Genomic DNA, 15,263 nt, shown 5'->3' on the forward strand with positions numbered 1-15,263 from the left:
TACCATCAGGATAAGTCGTTTTAATGTGTTGTCCTAATTGATCGTAATGATAAGTTGTCGTTTCTCCTAGTGCATTTTTAACAGATGTCAGCTGCCCGAATACATCATATGCATAGATCGTTGCTTGCTCGTTGGCATCCACTTGTTTTTCCAATAAACCATTGATCCTGTTATACTGCATTTGCGAAACCGTGCTTCTATTATTGTTATGATCTAATTCATAAAGACTCACTAACTGACCAAAGCGATCGTATTTCTCCGTCGTTGCGTTACCTATGACATCCGTGGTCGTGACATCATCATAGGTAACCGTTGTCGTTGCACCATTAGCCATTGTGGATAAAATAGAACGCGACCAGACGTCGAATTGTTGACTTTGTTGATGTCCAAGTGCATTTTCAGATAATATCATTCTACCAAATTCATCATATTGATAAAGTGCTTGTATTACAAAACCAGTAGCAGTCATCATACTTCTGATCCCAGGTAACGTAATGTGCCATATTTGCCGTAATGTGTTGTTTTTTCTATCTTAACTAACAACAATCATCCTTTTCTCTATTATCACCTCGATATGACGTTCAATAGACTTGAAACTATACCAAACATTACGAGCAATAGTTTCGATGGTCAGATAACACATATTTTTATTAATCATATAAGCGATTAAGTTAATCAGTATTAACTTTTTTGTTTATCATCTCTTTACCTACCTTCATATCATGTGTCCACTTTATGGCTATTGATATATCGGAAGGCGGCTAGCCTAAAACGTATCCTTACATTTTTTATGTTGACTGGCACGTTAACAGATTATTCAAATAAAACATTGATACCATATTTTTATTGCAACTTAACAAATTCTTTTTCTACTCTTACTGTTGTTACATTGAACTTATCCCCATGATTCATTCGGCACTGGGTGGGGGGCACTGCTAAAAAAAATACCACATGGAGTTGTTACACTCGCATGTGGCTCTTGGACATTAAGTAATTATATTAAGTAATTGTTTTTCAAGATTCCAATCTTTCGGTTTAGGTGAGGAATCGCTATACCATTTTGCTCCTTCATCGACCCACTTATCCCTGTATTTTTTAAGACTTATCCCATTATCTAAATCATCAACACCAAATTGGAATCCGCAACAACTACATATTTCAAAACTACCAGTTGTTACATCATTATTAACATATGGAAGTTCATCTAACTCGTCATACCCACAAACTGGACATAAATACATATTTACACCTCCTAGTAACTATTTTAGACTATCCCAATATTTCATTTCCTTTTCTGGTTTAAAGTATGTTTTAATATATTCCTCACTAGAAACGGACAAGTACTCATTTGTCGATGACTTATAGAAAAGAGTGTTAAGCCACTCTAACAACAATCAACTAGTTATGAATACAGTAAAAAAAAACTTATACGAATAACCCTAAGGTGACGCCGCTTCTCCATAGCGATAGAGGCTTTCAATACACTTCATATGATTACAATCGACTGATGGAGAAATATAGTTTTACCAAAAGTATGTCTCGTGTGAGCCGCTGTCTAGATAATCAACTATACATGCTAGTCTAAATATGTACAGAAACGCTTGAATAATAATGTACAGTTTTGACGACATGCTACATACTTATCTCAAGGGAGAGATGAGCACATGTACATGACGTTGGATGTTCAAACGGAATTTGAGATTCGTAGTTTACTAGACTTACCTAAATTCAAATCGTTAATGGAGAATCTCAACATGAAAATTAATAAAAGTCAATTGGCTAGGGAGCTTAACGTAGATTCCCGTACCATCCAAAAGTATCTCGATGGATTTACAAAGAAAACAACGAAAGACAAAGGTTCCAAGATCGATGAGTATTACGAGATCATTGCCGCTTTGCTTTCGGAAGATAGCAAGCAAATCTTCTATTATAAGCTGTGTTATGGCAATATTTGAAGGATAATCATGGGTTGGAATGCTCTGCTTCTGCTTTTAGAGCGTACATTGCTCGTAAGCCAGCGTTTGCAGCCTACTTCAACAAGGACATCGTCTTCCATCACCACAAGGAACGATTCGTTTCAAGACGGCACCAGGCGTGCAAGCCCAACTAGATTGGAAGGAAAGTATTCGCTTTGAAACCGATGAAGGGGAGCACGTAGAGATCCATGTTGCCGTGAGGCGTAGTTTATCTTCAATGTACGGCAAGATGCGATCTAGCATTCTTTGCGCTGACCTTTTCGTCTTTGCAAACAAAAGCATATCATCCGCATATCTGACAAACGTAATGCCCCTTCGTTCCAGTTCGTGGTCGAGTTCGTTTAGCATGATGTTACTGCATAAAGGACTAATGTTTCCGCCTTGAACAAGTCCAAGTTTCGTTTCTTCGAATTTCCCTCTGTTCCTTGCACCTGCTCTAAGATATTTGTGGATGAGGGATATGACCCGACCGTCCTTGATCGTTCTGGATAGGATCTCGATCATTTTCGACTGATTCACGGTGTCGAAGAATTTCTCTACGTCCATGTCAACGACGTAGGTATAGCCTTGATTCGCATATTCCTTACACTTCCTTAACGCATCATGGGCACTTCTTTTCGGTCGGAAGCCATAGCTGGTTTCAACGAATTGAGGTTCGAAGATCGGTGATAGTACTTGGATTATCGCTTGTTGCAACATTCTGTCTACTGCTGTTGGTATCCCCAACGTTCGCATTTTTCCATTGTCCTTGGGTATTTTTACTCTGCAGACTGGATTCGGACGATATTTTCCGTCCAGAACAAGCTTTACGAGTTCATCCCCATGGTCTTTAAGATAGGGGAGAAGATGCTCCACTCCCATCCCATCGACTCCATGTGCACCTTTGTTCCTCTTCACTTGCTTGTACGCTTCGTTAAGATTGGATCCGCTCAAGATTTGCTCTAAAAGTCTTTTCCCTCGACTGCTAGTGTTGGTGTTGTTGTTTTCCGTTATCCGCTTGTCAGTAGGCGCTCCCGCATACCCTTCGTGTTCCGCACTATCTCTTTGCGGGTAGCCCTTGCCATAGCAAGGTATTCTGTTTTCTTTTGTCCCGACTTTGGTAACTTTCATTGACTAAACACCTCCTTAGGTTCAACCCTTCATAACGCCGCCTGGCTGCGTTACTACTATGGTATCTGCTGACTTCTCACGATAAATCTTATTTCAACCGCATGTGGCACATGCGCTTCATGCGTCCGTGAGACCTCCCACGGTAAGACACGTCACTTTCATCCCATGTACCCGCCGCATTTACATCCTCGTGTCCGTGCAGTTTATTGGATTTTGTCTTGTTTAGCAGACTCATCCCACTTTGGATGCCTGATGTGATTCGTGTTCCTCGGGTCGGGACTTTGCCGCCAGCTTCCTTCAGATTCCACCTCACGGTGGACACCCTTGCTCCCCACTAATGGTTGGCAACTGCCAGCCCCCATAGCGGACTTTCACCGCCTAGTTACGTGTCATGCGTGGCGCACTAAGAAGAAGACCTTGAGGATTGTCGCCCCCAAGGTCCTAATAAACTAGTGCTTTTCAACAAATAAGCCTAATTGTTCGATTGATGGTATTAACGATTCAATTGGTTTTGAAATATGGATTCCCATCAGATAATCGTATCCAATAAAAACTTTCATCCTTCTAGGATAATAAACCTCGGAACCAATATCTTCACGCAAAAGCAATCTGCAAAAAGCATCTACTTTCTCTTTATCTAGCTTGTCCAAATCTTTAGCATCAGTATAAATCCCCAGTATTTCTTGAGAGTAGAGTCCACGATTTTTTTTCCTAATCTCCATAAATCTTTCATAAGAAAAACTTCGTCTGACGTTGTCGATTGACAAGAAAGGAACTTCCAAATACTCCATTAACAGTTTTATCACTTTAATATAGCTGTCTTCAACTTTCTTATAATTGTCAATCGTTAGTAGTTCACCTTCAAATGATTTACCGATATCACCAATTGCAGTCCAGTCATCCTTTAGATATCTTCTTTTTTCATCACGGAAACTCGGATTATATTTTGTAATTTCGTACTTGTGCATATCAATCACCTATTCGATTTAAGTTAGCATCATACGTTCCCATTCTAGCATCTTTGCTATTAAGTTCTTCGGGCGATTTTGCTATTTTCCAAACACCACCATTATACGGCCCCATACCATTACCACTACCAATATCTTGACTGATACAGGTTTTAGTTTTTTTGTTGTAGAACACCTTCTGTCCATTTTTTGAAGTATAGTTCGTCGATTCATATCCATATTGTTTAGCTGCATTTTTTAACGTACTTCCTGTCATAGATGACTAGCAGTTAGTATTATGCACCCAAATTCCCAAGTCAGTTACATAATACGTATGGAAGTCAGTTACCGTAAAGTTGTATACCGTAACAGGCTCATCTAGTTTAACAAACTCCACTTTATCAATCGTTAGATTACTTCCGTCAGCTTTCTGGAGTTTATCGCCTACTTGAAGTTCATCTGCAAACAGCCAACCTTTACCTTCCACCCAGAACGGATGAATGCGAAGACTGTAGCGGTTGTCCGCTCAAACCGAGCTGCACGAAAGCAAAGGGCTACTGTTACGACGTATCAATACGTCAACCTTATTCAAGAAAAATTTGCAACAAAAGAAAGCCACATGGAGTGAACCTCCCTCAACTGTTAGCATCTAACACTGGAGTTTCAGTTCATTTTCATGTGGCTTAACTAGTCAATTGTCTAGTTTAATAACCTGTTTTATTCTTTCGTTGAATTCTTCAAAATCATTTTCATCATATACTGCTACCGTTATTTCATGCTCATACAGTAAATCATTAATATGGACATGCTCGTTCATGTTTTCTAATAACGAAATTAAATCATCTAATAATTCCCTTGCCTCATTTTCTTTAAGAAGTAACGTTACTTTACTTAGAACTTTGTTATTTTCTTCGTCAAAGATTCTCATTTTCTCACCTCACTTATGTGGAACATCCCGCACCTAAATTAACCTTTCTAGCAAACAAATAACATGCTTGTTTAGCTGCATTCATTTCTTCCATACTTGGATTTGTTAGAGTTTCATAATAAGAAATTCTAATTGAATCTGCTTGATTCTCTAGATTGTATTGAAATGTCCTTAAAGCAATTAAATTTATCTAGCTGTTGCATTTCATTTTACAACTAAGCAAAAATATTTACCTAAAGAAAACCACATGGAGTTGTTACACTCGCATATGGTACAAAGTGCTATTTTCCTAGAAAAGTCTATCATCAGGGAGACGTTCGTAAGAATAATTAACTTCCCTGATCGATTACCTCTCCCAAATAAGCATCTATCCGCACTCGATACATATTTTTATCATGATAAAAAATAATGATCCAAGACGGTCTTCCTACCGCAGTTGTTGAAATCTTATAATTCTCAAATTCAAATCGTTCCTCTGCATGATTGAAAGATTTAAGTGCAATATGAAAAGCTTCCTCGTCTGTAATTTTCCATTTGCTAAAATGTAAGTTTCCTGGGTCGTTTTTATCCTCCCTGAATGGTTTGTATATTTCGTCTAATCTGTTCGCTATTGTGTCAAAACGTACTGTATACACATCTGGTACTCCTCGCTTCCGTTCACTCACATAAGTAATCCACACTTGTCCTTCGTGCTTCAAGTTAAGTTGCATAAGCACACTGCCAATGTGATATGAGCTACCTCTCGAGTATTTGCTGATGTGTGTATCAGCGATTTCAATTAGTTCTGCAATCGAATTTGCTTCCTCTGGTATGACTTGATTAACAGTTATCTCTCTCTCAAGGATAGGTTTTATCCAAAATAAGAATACAAGACTCAGTCCCAGAATTATTACCACACAATAAATCATTATTTTTTTAATGTTTTCATCTCCTTGCTTCACTTCAACAAAATAGTTATATATTCCATATAACTATACACTTGGTCAGCATAATGATTTCCCTTTGTAATAGCATCAGCTGAACTCATTGAAGTCAAGTGCACCCTGTCAAGTGGACAGTGTAAAAAACAAAAATAGTTAACTTAAGATACCTCAGCTCTCTACGTCTTCATAGGTGTGAAACTTTGTAAGATAATAACTTTCCGATTTATAGGTGGATACTGGACAAGCTTGCCCATAAGTATCTTATCATCCGGTTTATACACGATTTCAACCCTTGTTAGTTCCCCTTCAATGGCTATTCCTCGTTCCTTTCCTTTTTTTCATATTCTGCCCCGTCAACGAAAATATGTGTTTAATGAGGGTAAAGTATTATTATAGACTGTCGCCAGATTCATTCGACAATGGGTTGGGCAAAAAAAAGATCTTGAGGATTTCAGCCCTCAAGGTACATTTATATAAATATTTATAAATCCTCTTTAGCAATAAATTCCGCTTCAATTACTTCAAATTCTCTATTAACGGGATTACCTCCATATTTCTTGAGTATCTTAATAATGACGTTGTAAAAGGCAAATTCCGGAGTTGCCCCTTTAGAGGAGTACTCTATTTCATGGCTATCATTAACTTTTAGTTTATAACCTGTTCCAGTATATGACAGATCAAATTTGCAATCATTTTCCTCAAGCCATGATATTAAATCGATTATACTTGGTATCCATACTCCTTTCATAAAAACCTCTTCCTCGCAGAGAAAAGTTCCTGATGGTAGAAGCCTTCCACCCACAACCCAAATAGAATCATGATATTCAAAAATGTCCTGCGGATATACCCTGTCTGCATATAAAGGTCTCTTGAATCCTAATTCAAACAACTTTATTGCCTCTGTTTTTGAGATAGACATATCTTCACACCCAAATCTACTTAATTTTAATTACTGTACCAGTAGAACTTTTATATTTGCCATCAATATAATTGCCGTATTTGTCTGAATCAGCAACTCAGTGAAGTTTTTTACCGTCTATCGCTCCTTAAATACTTAGTATGTTGAATCTGCATGTCCAGTTGTACCTTCGCCCACCATAATCCAGTTTTGGGATCTCGATAAGCAGTAACAGTACCACCGTTAAATATATCAGATAATTTTTTGTCGGCACCTATTTTAATGTTCCATAAAGTGCTCGTATTTTTACATATTCATTGTTTTATAATCATCGTATTCATGGAACCTCAAGCTATCTCATGCCTATGCAATCTCGATTGCAAGACACTAAAAAATGGTTTGATTTAGTGTTGCCATACTACTGTAGTTTTACCACCCTGCGCCAGATACAACAATTGCAACAACCTCTCCTAGTCTTACTAAAAACCCAATATTATGCAAAACAAACTGATCTTTTTTATATCCAAATATTCAATCAGTTATTTTCAAGTATGTGAAATATTAGCAAAATAATTATATATTACAACAACTACAAACTAATTAATCAAAATATGTCTGGAGTGAATCCAGTAAAATACTGAACTCACTCCAGACAATCAGCTACATAAATAAAACTCCAACTTAGAGGGATCACTATACTCCCCTGTGGCAAAACATTATTCACAATAGCCGATCATTATTTCCCCTTCATGATAATACTCAATAACCAATTCTTCGGGCACATATATCCAAGTATCAAAACTCACTTTTTTAATATCATTAATATTCTCCAGTATAGTTGACATTTTTGATTCAATAGCAGGAAATAATGCATTATCCCAAAGTATATACGCTCTCATATCTACAGTACTTTCAGCATGTAAACCTAGTTTTTGTTTAGATTTAACATTGTTCCAATCAATTCTTCCATAAAACGTAAAAGGAAAGCAGTCTTGCAAACTATCAAACAACCTATTAGTTTCCACTTCTGATAATATTAAAGCCTGTTTACCCAATTTCAAAATACATTCCTCATATAGTGTCATATACGTAACCCTTTCATTAATTTAAAGAATTAATAATTGCTTTGTATGCTTTTTCTCCACCTTCAATTTTAAATACAAACTTTGCTGTACTATTTCTAAAGTCCTCCACATTAATATGAAAACCTTTGTCTGGATCGTAATCGACTCTCCAGCGTACTTTGCCACCAGCAGATTGTCTCCCTATTATCTTATTATTTCCATAACTTGTTTTTAATCTTCTAATATAGGCTTTTGAATCTGCACCTAAATTTCCCATAACATCGAATGCAGTATTCCTAGCCTGCTCATAAGATTTAAAAGTACTTTTAAGTATTTTTACTTCCCTACTTTTGTAAATTCAAAAGCTCTCTCTATATTTCTTCCTTCTTTACTCGAGAGCTTTACTACTAATTTTCCACCTTTAATAACTTTACTTATTGGTAAAAATCCAGCTAATGCCAGGGACTTGTCAAATGTTGATGCTTTGGGATCAACGATAGTGTTAATGTCATCAACTACTAAAAAATTTGCAACCTCCATAGATGCTTCTATAATTCCTGCTTTCGCTTCTTTCATACATACGCCTATACCTACTTTTAAACAATGGGCAGCAAGCTTTGTTTGTGTAAGAAATGCCCCTGTCCCTTTATACTGTGGAATATTCCCACTCGGAGATTGTTATAAAAGGGTATATTATTTAACACTTGTTTACGTTTGTACAACCAAATCAGGAGAATATCATACGGGGCTGATGAAGGTTAAGTTCGTTTAGACTTAGCCACCTGATTCATTCGGCACTGGGTGGGAACTATCAAGAAAAAACACATGGAAGTTTAGAATGTTGTTATTTCCTAATAAATAGACCATTCTTGATTGCTTCATTAGTTAGCCAATTAAAATCCTGTTGATTATCACAATAAACAGGAAAACTCAAATCATAATTCGCAATTATTGCAGTGTTAATATTCATGAAGAAAAAGTTGGAAAAAAACAACTCCCTAGTTGATAATTCAGCGATAATTTCTAAATCAGCTAAATTATCAATTTTAATTAATTCGTTTTCATTTTCTTTGGAAAATTTACATTTCACGCCTTTTTTGTGTGCCAAATCACTATCATAATTACATTGTGACAAGTAAACTAGAACTATTCCCCCATTTTTTCGAAAAATACTGCTTATAGTGTCAATAAATCTATCTTCGTACTTTAAGTTGTGTTCTGCAAATGAGCTTAGTAAATCCTTGGCTTCAACCTCTGAAAGCGTATAGGAGTATACATCTAAAATACCTACATTAAATTTTGATATATCTTCTTCGTTTTCAATATCAAGTCTTGAAAATACATGGAGCACAGCTTCGATCTCCATTTGATTTGCTTTGTTAAAAGTCATAACATTACCCTCATTTTTTTCTCCTTATTATCTTACCTTCTTTAGTAACTGACCAATATCCACTTTCTCCTCGAATCTTCAATTTATGATAACTACCTCCATGACCTCCTATTCCTGAACTACGACCTCTATCATTCTCTAATGTAGTTGACCCGTATTTTCCATTTTCAAACATATCTAGCTTTATATACTTCCCATCGGCCATTTCAGACATAATCTGTTTAGGTATGCCTTTAGTTATTGAAGCAAATGTTAATGATTTATTAATCTTTGATAATGTGGATCGGCTATACTAAATTAGACATAAAATTTAGGGGTAGTAGAATAAAAGAAGTTACACTCACATGTGGTCTAAGTTTGAAATTACTCTTGTACTCCACCCCAAGATAATATAGACACTTCGAATCTTATGTTTAATTCAGCAAGTACTTTTATAATAGCTGCAGATAAATCAAAATACATTTGCGCCCACTCAGATTGCAAATACATTCTAATACAGATATCTTCGAACTTGTCATCATACAGATAATTTTTAACTGGAATTAATTTCATTATCAAGTTTCTAAGTACCGTACTCGGTTTCTCATCTTGTTGAAATTTCATCTCATATGTCCAAACGTCTTTTGGTGCAGTAATTTTAGAGTGTTTTATTGATTGACCTTTGATGATATACCCTGTATGCGTTATTTTTAAGTTATTATCTATGCTTTCCTTATCTAAGCCTTCTCCTCTTATTAGTAGAGAACACGCTCCTGAGAGTAGACTCATATATTTCACGCTCCTAACTATTTCCCTTTAAATTATTTGGAAATTTCTTGAAGTTCCTTTATAGCGATATTCTACTACACCTTGATCAGCTGTCTTGACTTTAGTTAAGCGATCCCACTCATCGTATTCATATTGTTGTACATTGCTTATATCTGTAAAGTTTTCTGATTCTAAAACTTGTTTATTACCCCTGATATCAAAGTTATAGATTTCATTGAATCGGATCGCTCTTGCTATTCGGTTCATTTCATCATACGTAAATTCATCTTCCATTATTTCACCAAAACTGGTTTGTTTACGTGAAGTAATGTTACCCTCTCATTCCCTCTGGCTAACTTTTTCTTCTATTTGCGATATTTGCCTCGCCCTTCCTCTGCACCTATACTAGCATATTCGCATATTAAAATATCTTCAACCACCTTTCGTTGCCCGTTAATTTCATATTCCAAATTATAAACCATGCTTAATCATGAATGAAGACTGGCGTTAAAGCACCATTTCCACAGCTTGGACATTTAATCGTAAATATCAAAGAATCCGATTTGGTTGGTTTGTATGAAATTGAGCTCGAAAAGATTAATGAACATCATACATCTTTGGAGGAAGACCGGTCGTAAGGGCTGGTCTTTAATTTATTTTTGGGCAAAAAGAAACCACATGGAATTGTTACACTCGCATGTGGTTATAAGAAATAAACTATTAATTTAATTTACGAACTTACCTGCAATTAAAATTACGATAATTACCAGTAGTAACGCCAGCTTTATCTTTTGATTACGAACAAACTTTAGAATTGTTGCTACAATCACTAGATAACAAAGAAAAAAGACAAATCCCTTTACGTCACCTATTAAAAATATCATCAACACTATAGTTCCAACAAATATAAGTGATAAAGATTTTTTATTCACTGTCATTTCCCTTTCTTTGTTATATACCAATACCTATCTTCTATAACCTGTCTACCTGTGTTTGGCAAGTCTAAAGTACATAGTTTGGCAGCCAATTTATACATAACCCTGCCAGTCCTTTTTTCTTAGTTTTCTTCCTGCGGTTTTTGCTTAGATAAGGCATGAGTCAATCTGTAACTTTCTCCTGTAAAAGATAGAATATGAGCATGGTGAACAAGGCGGTCAATGATGGCAGCCGTTAATCGTTTATCCCCAAAAACAGTATTCCATTGCCCAAACTCTAAATTCGTTGTAATGATGACACTGGCTGTTTCATAGCACTCTGAGATGAGATCAAACAATAGCTCAGAGCCATCCTTGTGAAATGGGATAAATCCAAGCTCGTCTAAGATGAGCAACTCTACTTTTTTCATCTCCCGCATAAACCGTGTTAATGTACCGTTTTGATGCTTTTCTAACAATAGCGATACAAGATCGGATACACGGAAGAATCGGACATTTTTTCCTTGTTTACAGGCCTCTAATCCTGTTGCAACAGCAAGATGAGATTTTCCCGTACCGACAGATCCCAGCATCATCACATTTTCGTTTCGCTCCATAAAAACCAAGTCCTTCAATGCCTCTAGCGTGAGCGATTCAGTGAACGTCGTTGCAGCTAAACGCTCATCGTATTCACGAAAGGTCTTCTGCTGACTAAATCCTGCTTTTTTAATAAGGCGAGTAGGAAATCTTCCTTGGACGCAGCATCTATGGTTGGATAGACCTTGGCGACATGTCCTAGCCGCAGTTGTTTACAGCATTCCTGAATCAATACTCTGCTCATATGACCCCTACCCCTTTCGAGAGTTGATCATAGGCCTCTAGGTCTGGATCATAATCTTTAACATCTACTGGTGTGTAATGCTCCGTCAATACTTCCATGCTAGCTACAGGATGTGAGACCTGGTACAACGCATGGTATAAGACACCTTCTTGATCTTGCTGGTAGACAGAAGTACGATCGACAGCCTCCGAAATATGGTCCATGCTATAACCACTTCTGAGCCATTTGACCAACCAACCGATACGTAACTTTCGTTTATTGGGTTCCGCGATAGACACATAGTTTTGCAGTGATAAGGGTAGTTGTGAGTAAATCCAAGCATAGGTCACTGCTTTGGGTTTCTTATGGATCACAGTCAATTCTGCTGCCCAGTCAATCGCTTGCTCCTTCAACGAATAGGGACGTGAGAAAGTGCCCAGTCTCTCATAATCCTGGTTTAAAACTTCGACCTCGTCCCAATAGATTTTGAGCAAGACAGCTTCATTTAAGCTCCCTTTGGCCATGGGATATTTCTGTCCTTCAAACGGAACACGACCATATTTATCTAGCACGGCAGCCTCAAGACGGTAGACTTCAAAGGGTTCGCTTGGGAGGCTAAGCAGCTTGGCTTTTTCCTCTTCAAACAAGATGTGAATGGGTTGTTTCTTTTCGTAATGTATTTCTTGCATGTATTGCTCTGCCTTGGCTTTCATCTGTTTGTTCAAATCTTCCCATAGGGTGAGCGTAGGCATTGGCACCATCCAGTTACGGCGAGTGCATCCAACTTTATTCTCCACACTCCCCTTTTCATGCCCCTTGCCTACCCCACAAAATTCATATTGAAAGCCGTAATGAAGGGCGAATGCTGTGAATTTCTCTGTCATTTTTCGATCGTAGTAACTTTCTATCTTTACGACTGCTGCTGATAAATTGTCGAACCAGATCTTCTTAGGCACACCCCCTACAATCTGCATGAGCTCTTGTAAGCCTGTTAGAAAACAGTCGATGTTCTCGCTCGGTGTAAACCAGATGTAAGCTGCGTTACTGTCTGGAAAAGACATCACTACATACTTGATTTGAATGATCTTTTGTTCATGTGTGACATTTGCGGTTCCAAAATCTACTTGGGCTTCTCCGCCAGGATGCTGTAGATCTATGTATTTATCCACAGGCTGTGCTAGTTCTTTCTTCTTTTTTGACACATAGGTCGTCACGGTGCGTTTTCCACCAGTATATTTACATTCTTCCACTAGACGATCATAAATACGAGTCTGGGTATGCCGTTGCTTCTTATGCTTTGTCAAATCTTCTTTCAGCCACGTATCGATAATATCTAGGTAGGGACCCAAGACACGATGCTGTGTTTTACGCTTCTTTATTTTCTTTCATGGCATATTTCTTATCCGTCCTCCAATTGATGTTCATTTGATTGGCAATACCATTGATCGAAAAGTCTTCCTCTTCCCATAAGTGTTTGATATACTCTTGTTGAGCCATTGTTAGCATCCTTTCTGTTTCCTCCCCATGAAATATTAGCGTGTTCCATGTAAGAGGTTAATAGATTTCAAGATGACTGACAAGGGCTCTTTATTTTGTCGTTAGATTATGTACTTTTGCACTGCCAAACTATGTACTTCTATCTTGCCATAAACAACTATTGACGAATTACTTGCTATTCTACAAGCTAAAGATGCGCAATACATACGAATGACGAAGAAGTTAGTAGTAGAAATATTCAAAACCTTCCCAAAACAGTGAAAAACCAAGCCGATAAGTGGCTTGGTTTTTCACTTTCCTGTCGTTGTTCCTTTACTGACATGTATTACTTTGACGTCCGAGCGTTGCATCTGCGACATTTTGCAATGGGTTGCGGTATCACTTTACCTTCTGGGAGTGATTTGTAAGATCGTTTATTCTCGTGAGTCATGAATAAGTATCTACGTTGAATCAAAAAGAAACCACATGGAGTTATTACACTCGCATGTGGCTTAGAACACCTATTTTTTGAAATTGTATCAAAAGAATATTTTGGGTCAAGTTATCTTTTACTGATTTTTGACAATGTGATATCTGTAAAGTGAATTAATATAGTTGTACCGGTTGATAATAAGATTTCATGTGATATCACACCATCAACTTCCACAAATATTTCACTATATCCCCAATCACCCATATCATAATTAGATTCATATTGTACCTGTACAGCAAACTTTCTGACATCTTTGTATTTAAGTTCCCATTCTTCTGAGAAATCATCACTTACAGTAATAGTTACTTCGATTTGTTTAGGGTCATCTGACTCATACTGAGTGATAGAATAGTTTTTTAGAACAAAGTCATGAAATCTGATTTGTTTAAAGACCTGAAATAGTTCCTTAGATACCTTACTTTCTAATTGAATAAACTCATTAAAATATTGTTTATCATTAATCTCCCATTGCTCAGATGCTTTTTCCTCTTCAGTACTATCTTCAGAATTCATTGCTTCCCAAAGCTCATATTTAAAATATTTCATATTTGTATAACTCCCATCAGTTTAATAATAAAAAATTCTTGGTCCAAAAGGGATTGGTACAACTGGTATAGTTGGTTGACTGTTACCACCATATGGAGAACTATCAGGATTGTAAAAAAATGGTAATCGTCCACATTACTACCATATCCTGAATCTATCTTCCAATCCCATTTCTGACGTTTTTTCAATTCTTTCTGTACCCAATTAGGTGGAGAGCCTGGACTATTACTTTTCTTATCATGAATACTACCACTCGCATTTTTAGACCAGTGTTTTCCATTTGGACCATTTACGTGTATATGTTTTTCAGTATCTGTACTAGTGTCTGCCGGGTCTTTTCTGTAAGTCCATCCAGCTCCTAAGTCAACAGTTTTCCCAAAATAATAACCTGCTGCAGCTGCTGCATTAATTTGACCACTACTTGGATTTGCAAGTGTAACATAATAAGAAATTCGAATTTGGTCTGCTTGTGCCTCGTATCCTCTTTGCATTGCTGTTATCTTATTTAATTCATTTTGATAGTTAGATTGATTTTTCTTTAATGAATTTTTCTTTAATTGAGCCTCTTCCCATAATCTTGTGTAATTATCTATTTGTTTATTATAACTTGAAGGTAAATAAACATCACCACTTTTAACATGCCCACTTGGATCGACATACCTAAGTGGATTGTTCTCAACATACGTGTAAAGATTCAAACTAAGCGGATTATTCAATTCCCCTTCATACGTATCCTCATTTATAAACCGTCCAATACTTGGATCATACCAACGTGCACGTAAATATTGTAGATTCGTTTCTTCATCCCAGTATTCGCCAGAATAGCGGAAAGATTGCTCTATCGTTTCGGAATGCTCCAGTGGTTTGCCCCAGATATCGTACGTGTACTCATTGATTAGCTTGCCTTCAGTATCCGTAATACCAGTCACGTCACCATGACCGTTGACCATATAATAACCTTTTTCCCCTGTCGCTGTCTCTAACATAGCTAGACTATTTCCACGTAAATAACTTATTTTTTCACGTATGGT

18 protein-coding genes and 3 pseudogenes are annotated in these 15,263 nt (G+C 37.0%); 1 reads left to right on the plus strand and 20 read right to left on the minus strand.

Annotated elements, in window-relative coordinates:
- Positions 1 to 472, minus strand: a 472-nt coding sequence (locus ACFSTH_RS09320; protein WP_377793647.1) for an RHS repeat domain-containing protein, incomplete at its 3' end; no start/stop codon positions are given.
- A gap of 514 nt (positions 473 to 986) precedes the next feature.
- Positions 987 to 1,241, minus strand: coding sequence for a hypothetical protein (locus tag ACFSTH_RS09325; protein ID WP_377774873.1), 255 nt, complete (start codon positions 1,239 to 1,241; stop codon positions 987 to 989).
- A 423-nt stretch (positions 1,242 to 1,664) separates the two neighbouring features.
- Here ACFSTH_RS09325 and ACFSTH_RS09330 point away from each other — a divergent pair.
- A pseudogene (locus ACFSTH_RS09330) lies at positions 1,665 to 2,175 on the plus strand (IS21 family transposase); the annotation flags it as partial.
- Between the two features lie 29 nt (positions 2,176 to 2,204).
- Here ACFSTH_RS09330 and ltrA read toward each other — a convergent pair.
- The 18 genes and pseudogenes from ltrA to ACFSTH_RS09420 form a co-directional block, all read right to left on the minus strand.
- Positions 2,205 to 3,086, minus strand: a pseudogene (gene ltrA, locus ACFSTH_RS09335) (group II intron reverse transcriptase/maturase); the annotation flags it as partial.
- A gap of 449 nt (positions 3,087 to 3,535) precedes the next feature.
- A complete protein-coding gene (locus ACFSTH_RS09340) occupies positions 3,536 to 4,054 on the minus strand; it encodes a hypothetical protein (RefSeq protein ID WP_377774874.1) in 519 nt (172 codons plus the stop codon).
- 1 nt (position 4,055) lies between these two features.
- Positions 4,056 to 4,310 (minus strand): toxin C-terminal domain-containing protein, encoded by a 255-nt coding sequence (locus ACFSTH_RS09345; protein WP_377774875.1) that lies wholly within the window; start codon positions 4,308 to 4,310, stop codon positions 4,056 to 4,058.
- 6 nt (positions 4,311 to 4,316) lie between these two features.
- Positions 4,317 to 4,535 carry a polymorphic toxin-type HINT domain-containing protein gene (locus ACFSTH_RS09350; protein ID WP_377774889.1) on the minus strand — a complete coding sequence of 73 codons (219 nt, stop codon included), beginning with the start codon at positions 4,533 to 4,535 and terminating at the stop codon, positions 4,317 to 4,319.
- A gap of 189 nt (positions 4,536 to 4,724) precedes the next feature.
- Complete coding sequence (locus ACFSTH_RS09355) at positions 4,725 to 4,961, minus strand: hypothetical protein (protein ID WP_377774876.1); 237 nt, start codon at positions 4,959 to 4,961, stop codon at positions 4,725 to 4,727.
- 329 nt (positions 4,962 to 5,290) lie between these two features.
- Positions 5,291 to 5,671: a PepSY domain-containing protein gene (locus ACFSTH_RS09360; protein WP_377774877.1), complete on the minus strand. Its 381-nt coding sequence runs from the start codon at positions 5,669 to 5,671 to the stop codon at positions 5,291 to 5,293.
- Positions 5,672 to 6,365: 694 nt separating this feature from the next.
- Positions 6,366 to 6,803, minus strand: a complete 438-nt coding sequence (locus ACFSTH_RS09365) for a hypothetical protein (RefSeq protein ID WP_377774878.1) — start codon at positions 6,801 to 6,803, stop codon at positions 6,366 to 6,368.
- 695 nt (positions 6,804 to 7,498) lie between these two features.
- Positions 7,499 to 7,867: a CDI toxin immunity protein gene (locus ACFSTH_RS09370; protein WP_449295465.1), complete on the minus strand. Its 369-nt coding sequence runs from the start codon at positions 7,865 to 7,867 to the stop codon at positions 7,499 to 7,501.
- Between the two features lie 16 nt (positions 7,868 to 7,883).
- A complete protein-coding gene (locus tag ACFSTH_RS09375) occupies positions 7,884 to 8,123 on the minus strand; it encodes a hypothetical protein (protein ID WP_377774880.1) in 240 nt (79 codons plus the stop codon).
- A 59-nt stretch (positions 8,124 to 8,182) separates the two neighbouring features.
- Positions 8,183 to 8,422 (minus strand): hypothetical protein, encoded by a 240-nt coding sequence (locus ACFSTH_RS09380; protein WP_377774881.1) that lies wholly within the window; start codon positions 8,420 to 8,422, stop codon positions 8,183 to 8,185.
- A gap of 268 nt (positions 8,423 to 8,690) precedes the next feature.
- The gene (locus ACFSTH_RS09385; protein WP_377774882.1) at positions 8,691 to 9,236 is read right to left on the minus strand and encodes a hypothetical protein; all 546 of its coding nucleotides are present in this window, start codon (positions 9,234 to 9,236) and stop codon (positions 8,691 to 8,693) included.
- Positions 9,237 to 9,599: 363 nt separating this feature from the next.
- Positions 9,600 to 10,004 (minus strand): DUF4279 domain-containing protein, encoded by a 405-nt coding sequence (locus ACFSTH_RS09390; RefSeq protein ID WP_377774883.1) that lies wholly within the window; start codon positions 10,002 to 10,004, stop codon positions 9,600 to 9,602.
- A 27-nt stretch (positions 10,005 to 10,031) separates the two neighbouring features.
- Complete coding sequence (locus tag ACFSTH_RS09395) at positions 10,032 to 10,277, minus strand: hypothetical protein (protein WP_377774884.1); 246 nt, start codon at positions 10,275 to 10,277, stop codon at positions 10,032 to 10,034.
- Positions 10,278 to 11,040: 763 nt separating this feature from the next.
- Positions 11,041 to 11,738, minus strand: a pseudogene (gene istB, locus ACFSTH_RS09400) (IS21-like element helper ATPase IstB).
- Positions 11,735 to 13,066: an IS21 family transposase gene (istA, locus tag ACFSTH_RS09405; protein ID WP_377774885.1), complete on the minus strand. Its 1,332-nt coding sequence runs from the start codon at positions 13,064 to 13,066 to the stop codon at positions 11,735 to 11,737. The pseudogene istB and the gene istA overlap by 4 nt, the downstream one beginning before the upstream one ends.
- A 16-nt stretch (positions 13,067 to 13,082) precedes the next feature.
- On the minus strand, positions 13,083 to 13,223 hold the full coding sequence (locus ACFSTH_RS09410; RefSeq protein WP_377774886.1) for a hypothetical protein: 141 nt from the start codon (positions 13,221 to 13,223) through the stop codon (positions 13,083 to 13,085).
- Positions 13,224 to 13,755: 532 nt separating this feature from the next.
- Positions 13,756 to 14,232 (minus strand): hypothetical protein, encoded by a 477-nt coding sequence (locus ACFSTH_RS09415; protein WP_377774887.1) that lies wholly within the window; start codon positions 14,230 to 14,232, stop codon positions 13,756 to 13,758.
- On the minus strand, positions 14,229 to 15,263 hold a 1,035-nt coding region (locus ACFSTH_RS09420; protein ID WP_377793649.1), incomplete at its 5' end, for an RHS repeat-associated core domain-containing protein. The genes ACFSTH_RS09420 and ACFSTH_RS09415, both read right to left, overlap by 4 nt.

It is taken from the genome of Paenibacillus yanchengensis (assembly GCF_042684845.1).
Taxonomy (GTDB): Bacteria; Bacillota; Bacilli; order Paenibacillales; family Paenibacillaceae; genus Pristimantibacillus; species Pristimantibacillus yanchengensis.